The sequence below is a fragment of the Kitasatospora sp. NPDC085464 genome (assembly GCF_044541955.1).
GTDB lineage: Bacteria > Actinomycetota > Actinomycetes > Streptomycetales > Streptomycetaceae > Kitasatospora.
Genome location: NZ_JBITTM010000010.1, coordinates 101,492 through 116,898, shown reverse-complemented (window position 1 = coordinate 116,898; position 15,407 = coordinate 101,492). Strand labels below are relative to the sequence as shown.

Here is a 15,407-nt window from a genome sequence, read left to right as displayed (position 1 = left end):
ACGCTCGTGCCCTGCACACGGGGAGGGGCACGAGCGGTGGTCGACAGCTCGAACACGATGAACGGCACCGTGCACGGGGACGCCGTCCAAGCCGGGTACATCGGAAACGTCTACCTGGACGGACGGCGTCCCCCGGCCGTCGCCGACGGGGACGACCCCTGGGTGCACACCGCCGCCGACTCCCGGGCCTGGCACCACGTCCGGGCCGACCGCGACGCCGAACCGTACCGGCGGGCTGCGCTCGCAGCCGTCCGCCGACTCGCCCGCCTGCGCGACGAGGCCCACCTCACGGACGACCCCTGGCAGGACCCCGGGATCGCGCTCCGCTTCGCCGCACGCGTCGGCTGGCTGCTCGGCGACGAGCCGCTCGACCTCTACCCGGCCGAGGCGGCGCTGCTGGCCGTACTCCCCTTCCTCTACCGGGTCCGCTCCCTGCGCCTCGCCGCCGCCCGGGCAACCGTGCGGCCGACCGACCTGCAGGCGTCGGGCGAGCCCCACGGCGACCGGGCGGCGTACGAGCAGTTCATCGAGTCCCACGACCTGCTCACCCACCGCGCCCGCACCCGGCCCGACTCGGCCGCGCCGCTCGGCTGGTGGCTCTTCCACCGCTGGCTCGACCAGCACGAGGACCTCGCCGACCCCGACGGCGTCCGCGAACTCCTCGACGCGCTGCCGGAGCTCGCCGAACTCGGCGAGACCTTCTCGCCCAAGCGGGTCTGCGCCCTCCTGCACGGCCTCCGCCGAGGCCCCGACGTCACGAACCGCGACTACCTCGCCGGCCTCAGCGCCGACGACCACCTGCGCGCCCCCGGCGAACAGCACGTCCGCGAGCCGCGGCTGGCCCTGCTGCTGGCACTCGCCTACGGCACCGCCATCGAGACCACCGCCCTGCCCGACATCGTCGCCGAACACCTCGGCATCCCCCACGAGGTCGGCCTACCCGCCCTGCGCCGGACCCTGGACGAGGCGGTGTGGGGCGGGTCCTACGACCTGCCCGTGCTCCGCGCCGAATGCCACCACGAAGCAGTCGTCGAAGGCCTGCGCGAGTACACGGCCAGGGCCGACGAACTCCTCCACGCCGTCCGCCGCGTGCTGGTGGACCACCCGCTGCCCACCCGCCTCACCTCCGACGAAGCCGCCCCCGCCGGCGGCGCCTTCACCGGCTGGGCGAGGTTCCGGCTGGACGAACGGCGGGTGCGCAGCCTGCTGATGGGCGTCGAGCTCTACCGCGACCGGGACCTCGCCGTCCGCGAGCTCTACCAGAACGCCCTCGACGCCTGCCGCTACCGCCGCGCGCGCACCGAATACCTGGACCGCACCAACACCCTGGGCGCCAGCTTCAGCTACGAAGGCCGCATCGAGTTCCGCCAGGGCGTGGACGAGGAGGGCCGCGCCTACCTGGAATGCCAGGACAACGGTGTCGGCATGGGCGAGGCGGAGTTGAGGGGCGTCTTCTCCAACGCAGGCGCCCGCTTCGCGGAGCAACTGGACTTCAAACTCGAACGCGCCGAGTGGCGAAAGGCCGACCCACCCGTCGAGCTGTACCCCAACAGCCGCTTCGGCATCGGCGTGCTGAGCTACTTCATGCTCGCCGACGAGATCCGGGTGACCACCTGCCGCATGGACGCCACCGGCCGACGGGGTCCCCTCCTGGAGGTCTCCATCCACGGCCCCGGCCACCTCTTCCGCATCGTCGAGCGAGAGGACACCTGCCGGAAGCCCGGCACCACCGTCCGGCTGTTCCTCCGGGACGACATCGACCTGGCGGCGTCGTGGTCGGCTCTCGAAGCGCTCGAACGCCTGCTGGGCATCGCGGAGTTCACCACGACGGCCGTTCACGAGGAGCGGAGAGTCGAGTGGGAGCCGGGAACGTTTCGGAGCAGGTCGTCACCGACGGCCGAGGAGTTCGGCATCGGCGCGTGGGGTGCATTGGTTCCGTGGACGGAGGCACCCAGCGGAGTGCACGTGACGTGGTGCGAGTACGGCGGGGCACTTCTGGTGGACGGCCTGTTCGTCCAGCCGTCGGCATCGCGGAGGCTCATGGCACCCGGCAGGGGACCCGTGGGAGTCGTCGTGAACCTCTCGGGCCCGTGGGCGCCGAGCAGGTTGTCGGTTGACCGTCGCCAGGTGATCGATGACGTGTCCGACCGCATCGGTGGACTCCTCAAGAAGGCAGTCGTCGAACTGGTCGGCACCGGCGCACCTCTGCTGAGCATGGAATGGCTCACGGACGTGATGGATGGGGACGCGGAGCTCGCCGACGTCGTGGCCGCGGAGTGTGTCCGGCAGGGCCGAGTCTTCGACTACTGCGGCATCGAGTTCGAGACCCGACGGACGGGGTGCTTCCCCGTGGACATCGATGTGCTGGACGTCGTGGGGATCGCGGCGCCCGGCGCGAGCGGCAGGAAGCCGCAAGTCGCCGGCAGGCCGGGGGACTCGGTTGTCCTGTGGAGACTCCTGGCACACCGTCGGCAGCAGCAGTTGGAGGCGCTGGCGGACGTGTGTCCGGAACTCCTGGCCGTCGGGGACGTCCGTGCGGCGATGCCGTCCGATCAAGTCTCCATGACGACCCGCCATGGTGTGAGGTTCACGGGGACGAGGTACTGGAGGAGTCCTGGCAGAGAGGTGATCGCCATGATCGCCGCCAGGCTCGGTGCCGATCTGGATTCCGCCGAGGAGTGGGCCATCAGCGTCGGCATGGTGCCCGGTGGTGCTCCGGGTGGTGGTCGGCGGGTCACCGTGACCGGATTGGTGGCGGAAGCTGGCTATCGGGACGTCTCGGTCACCGAGGTGGCCGAGGAGTGGTTGCGGGACGGTGCGGATGTCTCTCGGGCTGTGCGTGATCTGGCGCTCGCGGTGGAGTCCGACCCGGTGTTCCTGCGGGCGCGGGGAGAGCACGGGCGGTTCCGTGACTGGCCGGAGCCGGGTGACGTCGTCGCCCCGGGCCATCTGGTCAAGGCGAGCGTCACGCTGGGCGTTCCCGTGCCCGAGGTGGTGCGCGCCATGGCGGGGTACGGACTGAAGGCCGACCCGACGGGACTCCCCGCTCATCCGTCGGATGACCTGCTCGTGCCGCTCAGCTCGTGTCTTGACGGTTCATGGCCGTGGCTCCTCCGCGCGGAAGTCGTCCCCGCTGCGCATGTGTTGCGTGTTGCGGAAGCGAGGGAGGTCGGCATCGGCCAGGTGCTCGATTTCTTCACGGATCTCGGGTTCCGAACGCCGACGATGCCGCAGGACGCATCGGTGGAGGACCTGGACCTGTTCGAGCGCCGAGGGGTCCGGTGGGGGGATCCCGCAGAAGTTCCCTTCAGACACGCCTTCGGATTTCTGGACCTCGGAGACACCACCTTGGAGGAGGTGGTCGACTGGTACCGGGCGTACGGATCTCCGATGTGCCTTCCGGGCCCGGCCACTCGACTCGATCGGGAGCTCTTTCAGGTCGACGGCGCCATGGACTGGGAAGACCTGGCCATCGGTGACACCGTGCCGTTCGCCCGGCTGATCACGGCGGCGCATCAGCTCCACAGGCGCCCGGAGGAGTTGGCCGGGCACTTGAGGTCTCGGGGGATCGACGTGTCGTGCGATGGTCTACCCGCCGGTCTGACGCATCGTGAGGCGCTCCAGATTCTCGGTGACATCGGCCGGGAGCCGATCTATGTCGGCAGGGGGCTCTCGTTGGCGACACTCCTGGAGGTCTCGCAGCGCACCGGTAGGTCGATCGCGCGGATCGCCGCGTGGCTCCGTGAGTGGGGCGTTCCCGTCCCCGATGTCGCCGAGACGATCCGCGCGGCCCTGGCGCGGGTGCCGATGGCGGACCCCTCGTAGGTGTGAGTCCGCCGGTGAGCGGGGCTGCTACGATGCGCCCCCTTGTTCTACAGTTCTGTAGAACATCACGACCGGTGAACGGGGACGCGACATGCACAAGCCGCTTCGGCTGCCGCAGCAGGATCGGGCGGACTTCGAGACGGCGCTCGGGCGGGCGCTCGCCGCGCCGCAGGTGCGGGAGGCGTTGCGGGGTGTCGAGGGTGGCGCGCGCGGGGTGGAGTCGTTGCGGCGGGCGGCGCGGGAGGACGTGGAGTTCGTGCTGGCCGCGGCGGCGCCGGAGTACGAGCGGTACGCGGCCCTGCGGGCGAGTGCGGACGCGGTGGTGCGGCTGCCTGCGGACGAGCCGGAGCGGGAGCGGGCGTCGGGGTGGTGGGGGGTGCTGGGGGTGGTGGTGCCGGTCATCGCCGGGGCGGCGGCGGTGATCTTCCTGCTGCTGGGCTTCGCGCTGGGCCTGGTCGAGGACCTGGACGTCCTGGCGCACGCGCTGGTGGAGGCCGGGTGGGTCGCGGCCGGGGTGGCGGCGGTGAGTCTGCTGGTCGGCGGGCTGGGGCTGCTGGGTGCGGCGGCCCGGTCGGCGGAGGCGGCGGGCGAGGAGCCGGACGGCGCGGGGGAGTTGCTGCGGGCGCGGGAGGCTTGGCGGGCGGCGCTGGTGGAGCGCGGGCTGGTGCCGTACCTGGTGGTGCAGGCGAACGGGGCGCCGGATCAGGGGCGTTGATCGAGTTCCGCTGAGCGGGCGGCGTCGACCAGGAGGTGGGCGGCGTCGAGCGGGAGGTCGAGCCGGCGGGCGATCCAGGGGGCCGGGCGGCCGGAGCGGGCGAGCATCCAGGCGGAGTAGAGGCGGTCGAGCCGGGGGGCGTTCTCGGCGAGCAGCAGGGGGCGGACGGCTTCCATGGGGAAGCCTTCGAGGGCGCGGGCGCTGTACTCGGGACCGTCAGGGCCGGCCGGCGGCAGGGGGAGCGGGCGGCGGGCGTCGAGCCACCGGGTGAGGAGTACGGCGCCGACCACGAGGAGGCCGGTGCCGGAGGCGCCGATCAGGATGCCGCCGATGACGGGGCGCTCGTCCTCCTCGGCCATGCCCAGGGCGATCTCCTCCAGGACGAGCAGGCCGAGCACGGTGAGCAGTGCTGCGGCTTCGCCGGGGCGCGGACGGAGCCGGGACGTCGACATGCGGAACCTCTTCCTCGGCGGGGTGGCCGGGGCCTTCGGGCGGGCGCGGCGATTCACCTCCCGTACAACGGCGGTGGGCGGTCCGGGGCACGCCGTGGAGAGCCTGGTGGTGAAGCGTGGGCACGTGGAGTTGACGTAGCGTCAAGAGAGGTGCAGGTACTGTTGGTTGATGGCGCTCGCGCCCGAAAGCGGCTTCGCCCAAGCATAGCCTGAGCATGTCAAGTCCGACTCTGTTGTCGAGCCCGTGGATCCGGCCGTGCGACAGAACGTCGAGCCGTGGCGGCCTCGCACACGATCGCTGCGCCCCGCACACGATCGCTGCGCCCCCACGCGGGGCGTGGGGGCGCAGCGGGGGGCCGGGGGCCGGGGCCTCAGCGGGCCAGGAGTGGCAGCGGTGCGCCGGTGCGGGCGGGGAGTTCCAGGCGGGTGAGCAGCGCGGACGGTGAGACCTCGACGACCCGGCAGCCGGCCCGGTGGCGGCAGTGGCGGGCGACCGAGCCGTGGCGCAGGCGGTCGAAGCGGCGGCGGGTGGCGGCGCCGAGGACGAGCAGGTCGTCGGGGCCGGTGACGGCGCCGACCAGGGCGCGCCCGGGGTCGGCGTCGACCACCAGCGGGCGGATGACCAGGCCGGACGGGTAGCCGCCGTAGGCCTGTTCGAAGGCGACGTCGAGCCGGCGGCGGGCGGCGTGCTCCAGTTCGGACCGCGGGCGCAGCGCGTCCCGCTCGCCGGCCGTCCACGCGGCGACGGGCACCAGCACCGCCCCGTGCCGGGCCGCCTCGCCGACAGCGTGGTAGAGGGCGGCCAGACTGCTCAGGGATCCGCTCAGGCCGACGATCACTCGGGTGGTCCCGGTCATGGCCGTTCGCCTCCGTCTCTCCGGAATCGCTCCGGTGGTCTGTCCGGTGGTTTGTCCGGTGGTCGGTCCCGTCCGTCCGGTGGGTGGGTCCGGTGTACGGGCCCCGTGGTCCGTCCCGTGGTCCGTTCCGTGAGCGGGTCCGGAGGGTGGGTCCGGAGGGCGGGTCCCGTGGGGTTCGCCGGTTCGGTTCTCCTCGCTGCGGATGCCTCCAGTGAACCCCGGAACCGGCCCGTCCGCACCGGCGCTGACGCCACCATGACGCCGGTCGCACACATCTTGACGGCCTGCTGACGAGTGGCCCGCTGGCCGGTGCGCCCGCCGGTGGTGCTCAGCCGAGACCGGGCACGAACTGGATCACCAGGTCGATCGCCTTGATGCCGAGGAACGGCAGCACCAGCCCGCCCAGCCCGTACACGCGAAGGTTGCGCCGGAGCAGGTCGGTCGCGGAGGCGGGCTGGTAGCGGACGCCGCGCAGCGCGAGCGGGATCAGTGCGACGATGATCAGCGCGTTGAAGATGATCGCGGAGGCGATCGCCGAGGTGGGGCTGTGCAGGCCCATGATGTTCAGGTGGTGCAGCCCGGGGTAGGCGTTCGCGAACATCGCGGGGATGATCGCGAAGAACTTGGCCACGTCGTTGGTGATCGAGAAGGTCGTCAACGCGCCGCGGGTGATGAGGAGTTGTTTGCCGACCCGGATGATGTCGATCAGCTTGGCCGGGTTGGAGTCGAGATCGACCATGTTGCCGGCCTCCTTGGCGGCCGGGGTGCCGGAGTTCATGGCGACGCCGACGTCGGCCTGGGCGAGCGCGGGGGCGTCGTTGGTGCCGTCGCCGGTCATCGCGACCATGTTCCCGGCGGCCTGTTCGCGTCGCAGGTGGGCGAGCTTGTCCTCGGGGGTGGCCTCGGCGAGGAAGTCGTCCACGCCGGCCTCCTCCGCGATCGCCCTGGCGGTCAGCGGGTTGTCGCCGGTGACCATGACCGTGCGGATGCCCATGCGGCGCAGTTCGGCGAAGCGTTCGGCGATGCCCTCCTTCACCACGTCCTTGAGCTCGACGACGCCGAGTGCGCGGGCGCCGTGCCGGTCGTGGACGGCGACCAGCAGCGGGGTGCCGCCGGCTTCGGCGATCCGGTCGACCAGCGGCTTGGCCTCGATCGGCAGTCGTCCGCCGGATTCGACGACCCAGCGGGCGACGGCGTTCGCGGCGCCCTTGCGGATGAGGCAGGTGGTGCCGTCGGGCCAGCGCAGGTCGACGCCGCTCATCCGGCTGTGCGCGGTGAACGGGACGGGCTGCTGCTCGCCGAGTTCGCCGGGGGAGCGGGGCGGCACCCAGTACTGACGGTTCGTCAGTTCGACGAGTGACCGCCCTTCGGGTGTTTCGTCCGCGATCGAGGCCAACTGGGCGGCTTCGGCGAGCTGTTCGGTGGTGGCGCCGGGCAGGGGGTGCAGGGCGACGGCGCGGCGGTTGCCGTGGGTGATGGTGCCGGTCTTGTCGAGCAGCAGGACGTCGACGTCCCCGGCGGCCTCCACCGCGCGGCCGGAGAGGGCGACGACGTTGCGCTGGACGAGCCGGTCCATGCCGGCGATGCCGATCGCCGAGAGCAGCGCGCCGATCGTGGTCGGGATGAGCGCGACCATCAGCGCGACGAGCACGATGGTGGTCTGCGGCGCGTTCGCGTAGATGGCCATCGGCTGGAGGGAGGCGACGGAGAGCAGGAAGACGATGGTGAGGGAGGCGAGCAGGATGTTGAGGGCGATCTCGTTGGGCGTCTTCTGCCGGTTGGCGCCTTCGACCAGGGCGATCATGCGGTCGACGAAGCTGTGCCCGGGCCGGGAGGTGACCCGGACGACCAGGTGGTCGGAGAGGACTTTGGTGCCGCCGGTGACGCCGGTGCGGTCGCCGCCCGACTCGCGGACGACGGGTGCGGACTCCCCGGTGATGGCGGATTCGTCGACGGTTGCGACGCCCTCGACCACCTCGCCGTCCTGCGGGATCACCTCACCGGCCGGCACGAGGACGATGTCGTGCAGCATCAACTGCTCGGCGGGGATGACCTCGTGGCGCAGGTCGCGGGTGCCGACCCGCCAGTGCAGCAGCCGTCGGGCGGTGGTGCCGACCTGGGCGCGGCGCAGCGAGTCCGCCTGCGCCTTGCCGCGGCTCTCGGCGACGGCCTCGGCGAGGTTGGCGAACAGCACGGTCAGCCACAGCCAGAACGAGATCACCCAGGCGAAGACCCCCGGGTGGAGCACCGCCGTGAGGGTGGTGAGTGCCGAGCCGGTCTCGACCACCAGCATCACCGGGTTGCGCGCCATGACGCGCGGGTGCAGTTTGCGGACGGCGGCGGGCAGCGCCTCGGCGAGCTGCTGCCGGGTGATGAGCCGGCGGCGGCCGGTCCGGGGGTCGGGCGGCCGGTGGCTCGGGTGCTGCGGAGCTTGCACGGGTGCATGCTCCCGGCGGCGGGACCGGTTCTGCTGGTCGGTGGTGGTGTCCGGGGTGGTGAGGGCCGAACGGCGCATCGTCTCGGGGGACCTTCCGGGCCGCCCGGTCGGGTGGGCGGCGGTTCGGGGATCGGCGGGGACGGCGGACAGCCCACCACCGCCGGTCCGCGCGCCATGCCGCTCTTGACGCAGGCTTGGCGGCGGGGATGCCGTCCTTGACGGCTCCCTGACACCGGGGCTGCGGCCCTGTCAGGGGAACGTCAAGGTCGGCGGCGGCGGCGTAGGCCATCCGTCAAGGACCGTGCGGTCGGTGTGCGGAGGGTCTCCACTGGAGGTGAACGGAGGTGCGGCCCGCCACCGGGGTGGGCTCCATGCCCGCCACCGCGGGACGAACCGCACGACCCAGCACCGAGAGGACCCGCCATGACCACCGCCACCCTCCTCGTCGACGTCGACCGGCCGCTGGAGCGCACCGCCCGCCCGGTGTCCGCCACAGGGCGCCAGGACCGGCCCGAGCCGCCGGATCCGGCCCCGGCGGACGAGCGCGACCGCATCCGCACCCGCCCGGCGCACTGCCGCTTCGCGATGCACTACGAGGACTGACCGGCCGCCACCCCGACCCACCCCCCAGGAGCACCCTCATGACCCAGCTCATCACTCGTGCTGCCGCCGGTTCTCCCGCCGCCGACGCTCCCGCCGCCGGTTCTCCCGTCACCGACGGTCCCGCCGCCGACCGGCTCGGCGGTCCGTGGCCGGCGTCGGCGCGGCCCGGTCGGGGAGCCGACGTGCTGGTCGGCGGGGTCGGGCTGGCCGAGGCCGCCGAGCGGTTCGGCACCCCGCTGTACGTGCTGGACGAGGGCGAGGTGCGGGCCAGGGCGCGGGCGTACCGGCGGGCGCTGCCGCACGCCGAGGTGCTGTACGCGGCCAAGGCCTTCCTGTGCAGCGCGATGGCCGACTGGGTGGCCGACGAGGGCCTGGGCCTGGACGTCTGCTCGTCCGGCGAGCTGTGGCTGGCGGTCTCGGCGGGCTTCCCGCCGCAGCGGATCCTGCTGCACGGCAACGCGAAGTCGCCGGAGGAGCTCCGGTCGGCCCGGCGGCTGCGGGTGGGGCGGATCGTCATCGACGGGCCGGCCGAGATCGCCCGGCTCGCCGCGCTGGTGGCGGCCGACACCCCGCAGAAGGTGCTGGTCCGGGTGGTCCCGGGGATCGCGGCCGGGCACCACGCGGCGGTGCGGACGGGTGTCGGCGGGCAGAAGTTCGGCTTCCCGATCGAGGGCGGCGACGCGGCCGACGCGCTGGCCCGGGTGCTCGACCAGCCGGGGCTCGAACTCGCCGGTCTGCACTGCCACCTGGGGTCGCAGATCACCGAGGTGGAGCCGTACCTGCGGGCGGTCGACGCGCTGGTGGGCCTGCTGGCGGAGGTCCGCGACCGGCACGGCGTGGAGCTGCCCGAGCTGGACCTCGGCGGCGGCCACGGCATCAAGTACCTGCCGGGGGACGCGGAGCTGGACCTCGCCGAGTTCGCGGTGCGGGTGACCGACCGGGTGGCGGTGCGCTGCGCGGAGGCCGGGCTGGACGTGCCCCGGCTGGTGGTGGAGCCGGGTCGTGCGCTGGCCGGGCCGGCCGCGGTGGCGGTGTACCGGGTGCTGTCGGTGAAGCGCGTCGCGGACGGCCGGTGCTTCGTCGCGGTGGACGGCGGGATGAGCGACAACCCGCGCCCGACGCTGTACGGATCGCCGTACAGCGTGCGCCTGGTGGGCCGCCGCTCGGAGGCGGGCGAGGCCCGGGTGGACGTGGTGGGGCGCCACTGCGAGGCGGGGGACGTGCTGGTGCGCGACGCGGTGCTGCCCGCCGACGTGCGGCCGGGGGACCTGCTGGCCGTCCCGGCGGCCGGGGCGTACCAGCTGTCGATGGCCTCCGGCTACAACCTGGTCGGCCGCCCGGCGGTCGCCGCGGTGCGGGACGGCCGGGCGCGGCTGCTGATCCGGCGGGAGACGGTGGAGGACTTCCGGGCGCGTGAGGTGGGACGGTAGCTCCACCGGGCGGGGTGCCGAGCGGCTGATAACGGAACGGTTGCGGAGCCCGTCCTCCCGTGCGCACCTCTTGACGGCGCGGGGAGGGCGGGCGTTTGCTGTGTCCCGCTCGTTGGAACCCGTTTGGTTCTGGTTTGTTTTGTGTGTTTGAACGTTCAAAACGCTCCGAGTGCCCCACGGAACCCGGCGAGTGCGCCATCACCCCCCCTCCCCTGCCTTCCAGTGCCGCTCCATCGAGAGGAATGCAATGTCACACCTTTCTCGCCGCGACCTGCTCCGCACGTCCGGAGCGGGCTTGCTGGCCCTCGCCGCCGGCGGCAGCCTCGCGGCCTGCGGCGGCTCCGGCTCGGGCGGCGCCTCGGGCGGGGACGCCGACAGCGGCACCGTCACCGTCTGGTCCTGGGCCACCGCCGCCGAGGCCCTGCGCGGGATCGTCCCGGCCTTCGAGAAGGAAAACCCAGGGATCAAGGTCGACGTCCAGGACATCGGCGAACCGGCCATCTGGGACAAGATCACCGTCGGCATGGCGGCCGGCGGCCAGGGCCTCGGCGACGTCCTGCACATCGGCTGCGACTACCTTCCGGGCTACCTGGAGAAGTTCCCCGGGGGCCTGGCCAACCTCTCCGAGTTCGGCGCCGACGCGCACAAGGACAAGTTCGCCAAGGGCCTGTGGCCGGTCGTCACCGGCAAGGAGGGCCACGTCTACGCGCTGCCGTGGGAGGTCAATCCGCTCGGCTTCTTCTACCGCAAGGACTACTTCGACAAGGCGGGCATCGATCCCGAGTCCCTCGCCACCTGGGACGACCTGATCGCCGTCGCCGACCGGTTCAAGGCCGCCAACCCCGGCATCGCCGTGATCGGCCTCAACAAGGCCGCCAACCCGACTCCCGACCTGGACTTCCTCCAGGGCCTTATGCAGCTCCAGGGAGCCTTCTACTTCGACCTCCAGGGGAAGATCACCGTCGGCTCCGAGCCGGCCGTGCGCGCCCTGACCATCGTCAGGCGACTGGAGGAGGCCGGACTGATCGCCGACACCCCCGGAGTCCAGAGCTGGGTGCCCGTGATGAAGACGGGCAAGCTCGCGGTGGCCGCGATGCCCGCGTGGGTCGCGCACTACCTGGAGAAGAAGTTCCCCGACCAGAGCGGAAACTGGCGCCTCACCAAGCCCCCGGCAGTGACCCCCGGCGGGAAGCGCACCGCCCTGGTCAACTCCACCCACCTGGCCGTCGCCGCCTCCAGCCCGCGCCGCCGCGCCGCCTGGAAGTTCGTCGAGTACGCGCTCACCCGCACCGCCTCGGTGAACGCCATGTTCAACGCCGGCGGTGTCTTCCCGGCCCTCACGGAGGCCTACACCGACCCGCTGTACGCCGCGCCGAGCGCGTACTACGGAGGCCAGCCGGTGCTCAAGACCTTCGCCGACCTCGCCACCGACGGCGGCGACCCCACCAACTACTCCGGCGACTACGCCCGCGCCCTCAAGCTCGTCAGCGACGCCCAGACCAAGGTCCTCCTCAAGGGCGCCGACCCGGCCGCCGTCCTCCAGGACGCCGCGAAGCAGCTCGCCCAGCAGACCGGACGCACGATCGCATGACCGCCACCGCCCCGTCCGTCAGCCTCGCCAAGGACGCCGCGCGGGCCCACCGCACCGCCCGGTGGCGCCGCACCGCAGTGCCGTACCTGCTGCTCGCCCCCGCCCTCCTGACCTTCGGCGTGTTCAAGGCCTACCCGGTCGTCGACTCGCTGCTGCTGTCCTTCACCACCGGCTCCGGCGCCGCCACCCGCAGCGCCGGCCTCGCCAACTACCGCCGCCTGCTGGACGATCCGTTGTTCTGGACGGCGCTGCGCAACACCGCCGAGATCCTCGTCGTGCAGGTCCCGCTGATGCTCGCGCTGGCCGTGCTGATGGCCGTCGGCATCAACTCCGCGTTCGTGCGCTGGCGCGCGGTGTGGCGGCTCGGCATCTTCATGCCCTCGGTCACCGGCCTGGTGGCCACCGGCGTGATCTTCGCCTATCTGCTCAAGGCCGACGACGGTGCGGTCAACTGGTTGCTGGACGCCGTCGGACTGCCCACCGCCGACTGGCTGGGCCAGCCGTTCTGGGCCCGGATGGCCGTCGTCCTGGTGCTCACCTGGCACTACACCGGCTACAACGCCGTCATCTACCTCGCCGGCCTGCAGTCCATCCCCAAGGAACTGTACGAGGCCGCGATGGTCGACGGCGCCGGACCGATCCGCCGCTTCACCGCGATCACCCTGCCGGGCCTGCGCCCGGTGCTGCTCTTCACGCTCGTGCTGTCCACCATCGGCACGCTCCAACTCTTCGACGAGCCGTACGTGCTGACGGGCGGCGGCCCGGACAACGCGACACTCACCGTTTCCATGTACCTGTACCAGAACGGCTTCAGGTACTTCGACTTCGGCTACGCGTCCGCCATCGCCTACGCGCTCACCCTGCTCGTGTCGGTGCTCGGCGCGGCCCAGATGCGCCTGATGGGAGAGCGCGACCGATGAACCTCCGCAAACTCCGCGGCTGGCCGCTGACCTTCGTGCTCGCCGGCATCACCGGGCTGTCCGTCGGCCCCTTCTACTGGCTGGTGATCGCCTCCACCCGCAAGGACACCGAGATCTTCGACTGGCCGCCCAAGCTGCTGCCCGGCGGGCACCTCGGTGAGAACCTCAGCCACCTCCAGCAGAAGATCGGCCTGCTCCGCGTGGTCGGCAACTCGCTGCTGGTGGCGGGGGTCCAGACGATCGGCGCCCTCGTCGTGGCGCTGCTGGCGGGGTACGCCTTCGCCAAGTTCCGTTTCCGCGGCCGCACCCTGCTCTTCGCACTGCTGCTCTCCACCCTCGTCGTGCCCGAACAGGTCATGCTGGTACCGCTGTTCAAGATGATGATGGACTTCGGTCTGCTGGACACCTACCAGGCGCTGATCCTGCCCGGCCTGTGCGTGCCGTTCGCCGTGTTCCTGATGCGGCAGTCGCTGAGCAGCCTGCCGGACGAACTCCTGGACGCCGCCCGGGTCGACGGCGCGGGCGAACTCCGGGTGCTGTTCAGCGTGGTCGTGCCGGTCATGCGGCCGGTGCTCGCCGCGCTGTCGATCTTCCTCTTCCTGGGGTCCTGGAACCAGTTCGTGTGGCCGCTGATCGCCCTGCGCAGCCCCGCGATGCACACCCTGCCCGTCGCACTGGCGACCCTGCAGGGCAACAAGTCCAACACCGACTACGGCGCGATCCTCTCCGGCACCGCGCTCTCCACCCTGCCGATGATGGTCCTCTTCCTGGTCCTCCAACGGCAGTTCATCTCCGGCCTGCTGGCCGGCGCCACGAAGGGATGACGACCGTGACCGACATCTGGGAGCCGCACGCCCCCGCCGCCGCCGGCGGCGGCCTGCGCCCGCTGCACGCCCAGGGCCTGGACCTGCGGGTCTGCGGCGCGGCCACGGCCCGGGAGATCGCCGACGGGGTGCTGGAGGTGAGCGCCGAGGGCGAGGGCGACGTCCGGATCGAGTGGCGGGTGCCCTGCGTGGACGCCACCGCGCTGTGGACGCCCGAGCCGCACGGCACCGGCCGGCTGCCCGCCGCCTGGAGCGCCCCGCAGCGCACCGGGCTGACCCGCGGCGCGCCGATCGCCGCGCTCGTCGGCACCGGGGACGTCGCGCTGTGCGCCTTCGCCGCCGGACGCCCCGACGTGCTGGCCGGGGCCGGCGTGGTCGAGGAGAGCGGCGAGTTCCGGTTCTGGGCCCAGGCCACCGACCGGCTCACCGTCCGGATCGACACCTCGCGCCGGCACTACGCCCGCAGCCTGGCCGAACTCGCCGCCTGGTGGGGCGCCGACCACAAGGCCGACATCCCCGATGCCGCCCGCCGCCCCGCCTACTCCACCTGGTACTCGATGCACCAGGACGTCTCGCCCGAGGGCGTCGAGACGCAGGCCGCGCTCGGCAAGGAACTCGGCCTGGACGTGATCATCGTGGACGACGGCTGGATGACCGCCGACCGCACCCGCGGCTACGCCCACTGCGGCGACTGGGAGCCCGTCTCGCTGCCCGACACCGCCGCCCACGTACGGCGCGTCCACGACCTCGGCGTGCGCTACCTGCTCTGGTACGCCCTGCCGTTCATCGGCAAGGACAGCGCCGCGTACCAGCGGATCGGCCGCCACGCGCTCGCCGACGCCGCCCACATGGGCGCGGTCGTCGCCGACCCGCGCCACCCCGAGGTCCGCGCCTTCCTCACCGACCGGCTCGCCCGCGCGGTCGAGGAGTGGGGCATGGACGGCCTCAAGGTCGACTTCGTCGACTGGTTCGCCCGGGACGCCGACGGCGCCCCGCCGGCCGGGCCCGAGGCGGACTGCGCGAGCGTGGACGAGGGCGTCGAGCGGCTGCTCGCCGGGATCCGCCGCCGGATCACCGCCGCGAACCCCGACGCCATGATCGAGCACCGCCAGCCGTACGTCAGCCCGGGCCTGTGGCCGTACGTCACCATGATCCGCGCCACCGACTGCCCGCTCAGCCCGCAGGAGAACCGGCAGCGGACCATCGACGTGCGGCTCGCCGCCGGGCCCGTCCCCGTCCACGCCGACATGCTGATGTGGCACCCCGCCGAACCGCCGGAGCAGGTCGCCTGTCACCTGATCAACGTGCTGTTCTCCGTCCCGCAGATCTCCGTCGACCTCACCGCGCAGAGCGACGGGCAGCGCGAGGCGATCGCCTTCTGGCTCGGCGTGTTCCGCACGCACACCGCGACCCTGCAACTCGGCGAACTGCTCCCGGCCCGCCCCGACCTCGGCTACCCGATGGTCACCGCGCGCGGCGCCGACACCGTCGCCGTCGCCCGCTACGCCGCGCTGCCGGTGGACGCCTCCGGCGGCTGGCACACCCTGCTGGTGGCCAACGCCGACACCGACCCGGACGTCCGGCTCACCGGCGGCAGCGGGACGGCCACGATGACGGTGCAGGACGCCCGGGGGCGTATCGTCCGGCAGGGCGAGGTCGAGCTGGACCGCGCGGAACCGATCCCCGTGCCGCGCGGCGGACTGCTGACCCTGCGCCGCAGCTGACCACGCCCGGAGTCGCAGCCGACCACGCC

At 72.5% G+C, this 15,407-nt stretch carries 11 protein-coding genes; 8 read left to right on the top strand and 3 right to left on the bottom strand.

Translation table 11 applies throughout. The annotated features are described in order from the left end of the window. The first annotated feature begins 36 nt into the window (after positions 1 to 36). Positions 37 to 3,825, top strand: a complete 3,789-nt coding sequence (locus ACIGG8_RS11245) for an ATP-binding protein (RefSeq protein WP_396547172.1) — start codon at positions 37 to 39, stop codon at positions 3,823 to 3,825. A gap of 91 nt (positions 3,826 to 3,916) precedes the next feature. Then, positions 3,917 to 4,540 carry a hypothetical protein gene (locus ACIGG8_RS11240; protein ID WP_396547171.1) on the top strand — a complete coding sequence of 208 codons (624 nt, stop codon included), beginning with the start codon at positions 3,917 to 3,919 and terminating at the stop codon, positions 4,538 to 4,540. On the opposite strand, the gene ACIGG8_RS11235 is transcribed toward ACIGG8_RS11240, so the two are convergent. The 3 genes from ACIGG8_RS11235 to kdpB all read right to left on the bottom strand — a co-directional run bounded on the left by ACIGG8_RS11235 (position 4,528) and on the right by kdpB (position 8,364). Further along, positions 4,528 to 4,992: a hypothetical protein gene (locus ACIGG8_RS11235; protein ID WP_396547169.1), complete on the bottom strand. Its 465-nt coding sequence runs from the start codon at positions 4,990 to 4,992 to the stop codon at positions 4,528 to 4,530. The genes ACIGG8_RS11240 and ACIGG8_RS11235 overlap by 13 nt on opposite strands. A 371-nt stretch (positions 4,993 to 5,363) precedes the next feature. After that, positions 5,364 to 5,849 carry a universal stress protein gene (locus ACIGG8_RS11230; RefSeq protein ID WP_396547168.1) on the bottom strand — a complete coding sequence of 162 codons (486 nt, stop codon included), beginning with the start codon at positions 5,847 to 5,849 and terminating at the stop codon, positions 5,364 to 5,366. Between the two features lie 328 nt (positions 5,850 to 6,177). Further along, complete coding sequence (gene kdpB / locus ACIGG8_RS11225) at positions 6,178 to 8,364, bottom strand: potassium-transporting ATPase subunit KdpB (RefSeq protein ID WP_396547166.1); 2,187 nt, start codon at positions 8,362 to 8,364, stop codon at positions 6,178 to 6,180. 345 nt (positions 8,365 to 8,709) lie between these two features. Here kdpB and ACIGG8_RS11220 point away from each other — a divergent pair, with 345 nt between their 5' ends. The 6 genes from ACIGG8_RS11220 (at position 8,710) to ACIGG8_RS11195 (ending at position 15,378) form a co-directional block, all read left to right on the top strand. Further along, positions 8,710 to 8,889: a hypothetical protein gene (locus ACIGG8_RS11220; protein ID WP_396547165.1), complete on the top strand. Its 180-nt coding sequence runs from the start codon at positions 8,710 to 8,712 to the stop codon at positions 8,887 to 8,889. A gap of 38 nt (positions 8,890 to 8,927) precedes the next feature. Next, positions 8,928 to 10,319 (top strand): diaminopimelate decarboxylase, encoded by a 1,392-nt coding sequence (lysA, locus tag ACIGG8_RS11215; protein ID WP_396547163.1) that lies wholly within the window; start codon positions 8,928 to 8,930, stop codon positions 10,317 to 10,319. 247 nt (positions 10,320 to 10,566) lie between these two features. Continuing rightward, a complete protein-coding gene (locus tag ACIGG8_RS11210) occupies positions 10,567 to 11,910 on the top strand; it encodes an ABC transporter substrate-binding protein (protein WP_396547161.1) in 1,344 nt (447 codons plus the stop codon). After that, the gene (locus tag ACIGG8_RS11205) at positions 11,907 to 12,830 is read left to right on the top strand and encodes a carbohydrate ABC transporter permease (RefSeq protein WP_396547160.1); all 924 of its coding nucleotides are present in this window, start codon (positions 11,907 to 11,909) and stop codon (positions 12,828 to 12,830) included. Before ACIGG8_RS11210 ends, ACIGG8_RS11205 begins: the two co-directional genes overlap by 4 nt. Further along, positions 12,827 to 13,654, top strand: a complete 828-nt coding sequence (locus ACIGG8_RS11200; protein WP_350521103.1) for a carbohydrate ABC transporter permease — start codon at positions 12,827 to 12,829, stop codon at positions 13,652 to 13,654. Before ACIGG8_RS11205 ends, ACIGG8_RS11200 begins: the two co-directional genes overlap by 4 nt. Then, positions 13,651 to 15,378 carry a glycoside hydrolase family 36 protein gene (locus ACIGG8_RS11195; protein WP_396547159.1) on the top strand — a complete coding sequence of 576 codons (1,728 nt, stop codon included), beginning with the start codon at positions 13,651 to 13,653 and terminating at the stop codon, positions 15,376 to 15,378. The genes ACIGG8_RS11200 and ACIGG8_RS11195 overlap by 4 nt, the downstream gene beginning before the upstream one ends. Positions 15,379 to 15,407: the final 29 nt, after the last annotated feature.

Coding starts and splice junctions, on each gene's coding strand:
- ACIGG8_RS11220 (WP_396547165.1), top strand. CDS start 8,710: ATGACCACCGCCACCCTCCTCGTCGACGTCGACCGGCCGCTGGAGCGC.
- ACIGG8_RS11210 (WP_396547161.1), top strand. CDS start 10,567: ATGTCACACCTTTCTCGCCGCGACCTGCTCCGCACGTCCGGAGCGGGC.
- ACIGG8_RS11195 (WP_396547159.1), top strand. CDS start 13,651: ATGACGACCGTGACCGACATCTGGGAGCCGCACGCCCCCGCCGCCGCC.
- ACIGG8_RS11230 (WP_396547168.1), bottom strand. CDS start 5,849: ATGACCGGGACCACCCGAGTGATCGTCGGCCTGAGCGGATCCCTGAGC.
- ACIGG8_RS11235 (WP_396547169.1), bottom strand. CDS start 4,992: ATGTCGACGTCCCGGCTCCGTCCGCGCCCCGGCGAAGCCGCAGCACTG.
- lysA (WP_396547163.1), top strand. CDS start 8,928: ATGACCCAGCTCATCACTCGTGCTGCCGCCGGTTCTCCCGCCGCCGAC.
- kdpB (WP_396547166.1), bottom strand. CDS start 8,364: ATGCGCCGTTCGGCCCTCACCACCCCGGACACCACCACCGACCAGCAG.
- ACIGG8_RS11205 (WP_396547160.1), top strand. CDS start 11,907: ATGACCGCCACCGCCCCGTCCGTCAGCCTCGCCAAGGACGCCGCGCGG.
- ACIGG8_RS11200 (WP_350521103.1), top strand. CDS start 12,827: ATGAACCTCCGCAAACTCCGCGGCTGGCCGCTGACCTTCGTGCTCGCC.
- ACIGG8_RS11240 (WP_396547171.1), top strand. CDS start 3,917: ATGCACAAGCCGCTTCGGCTGCCGCAGCAGGATCGGGCGGACTTCGAG.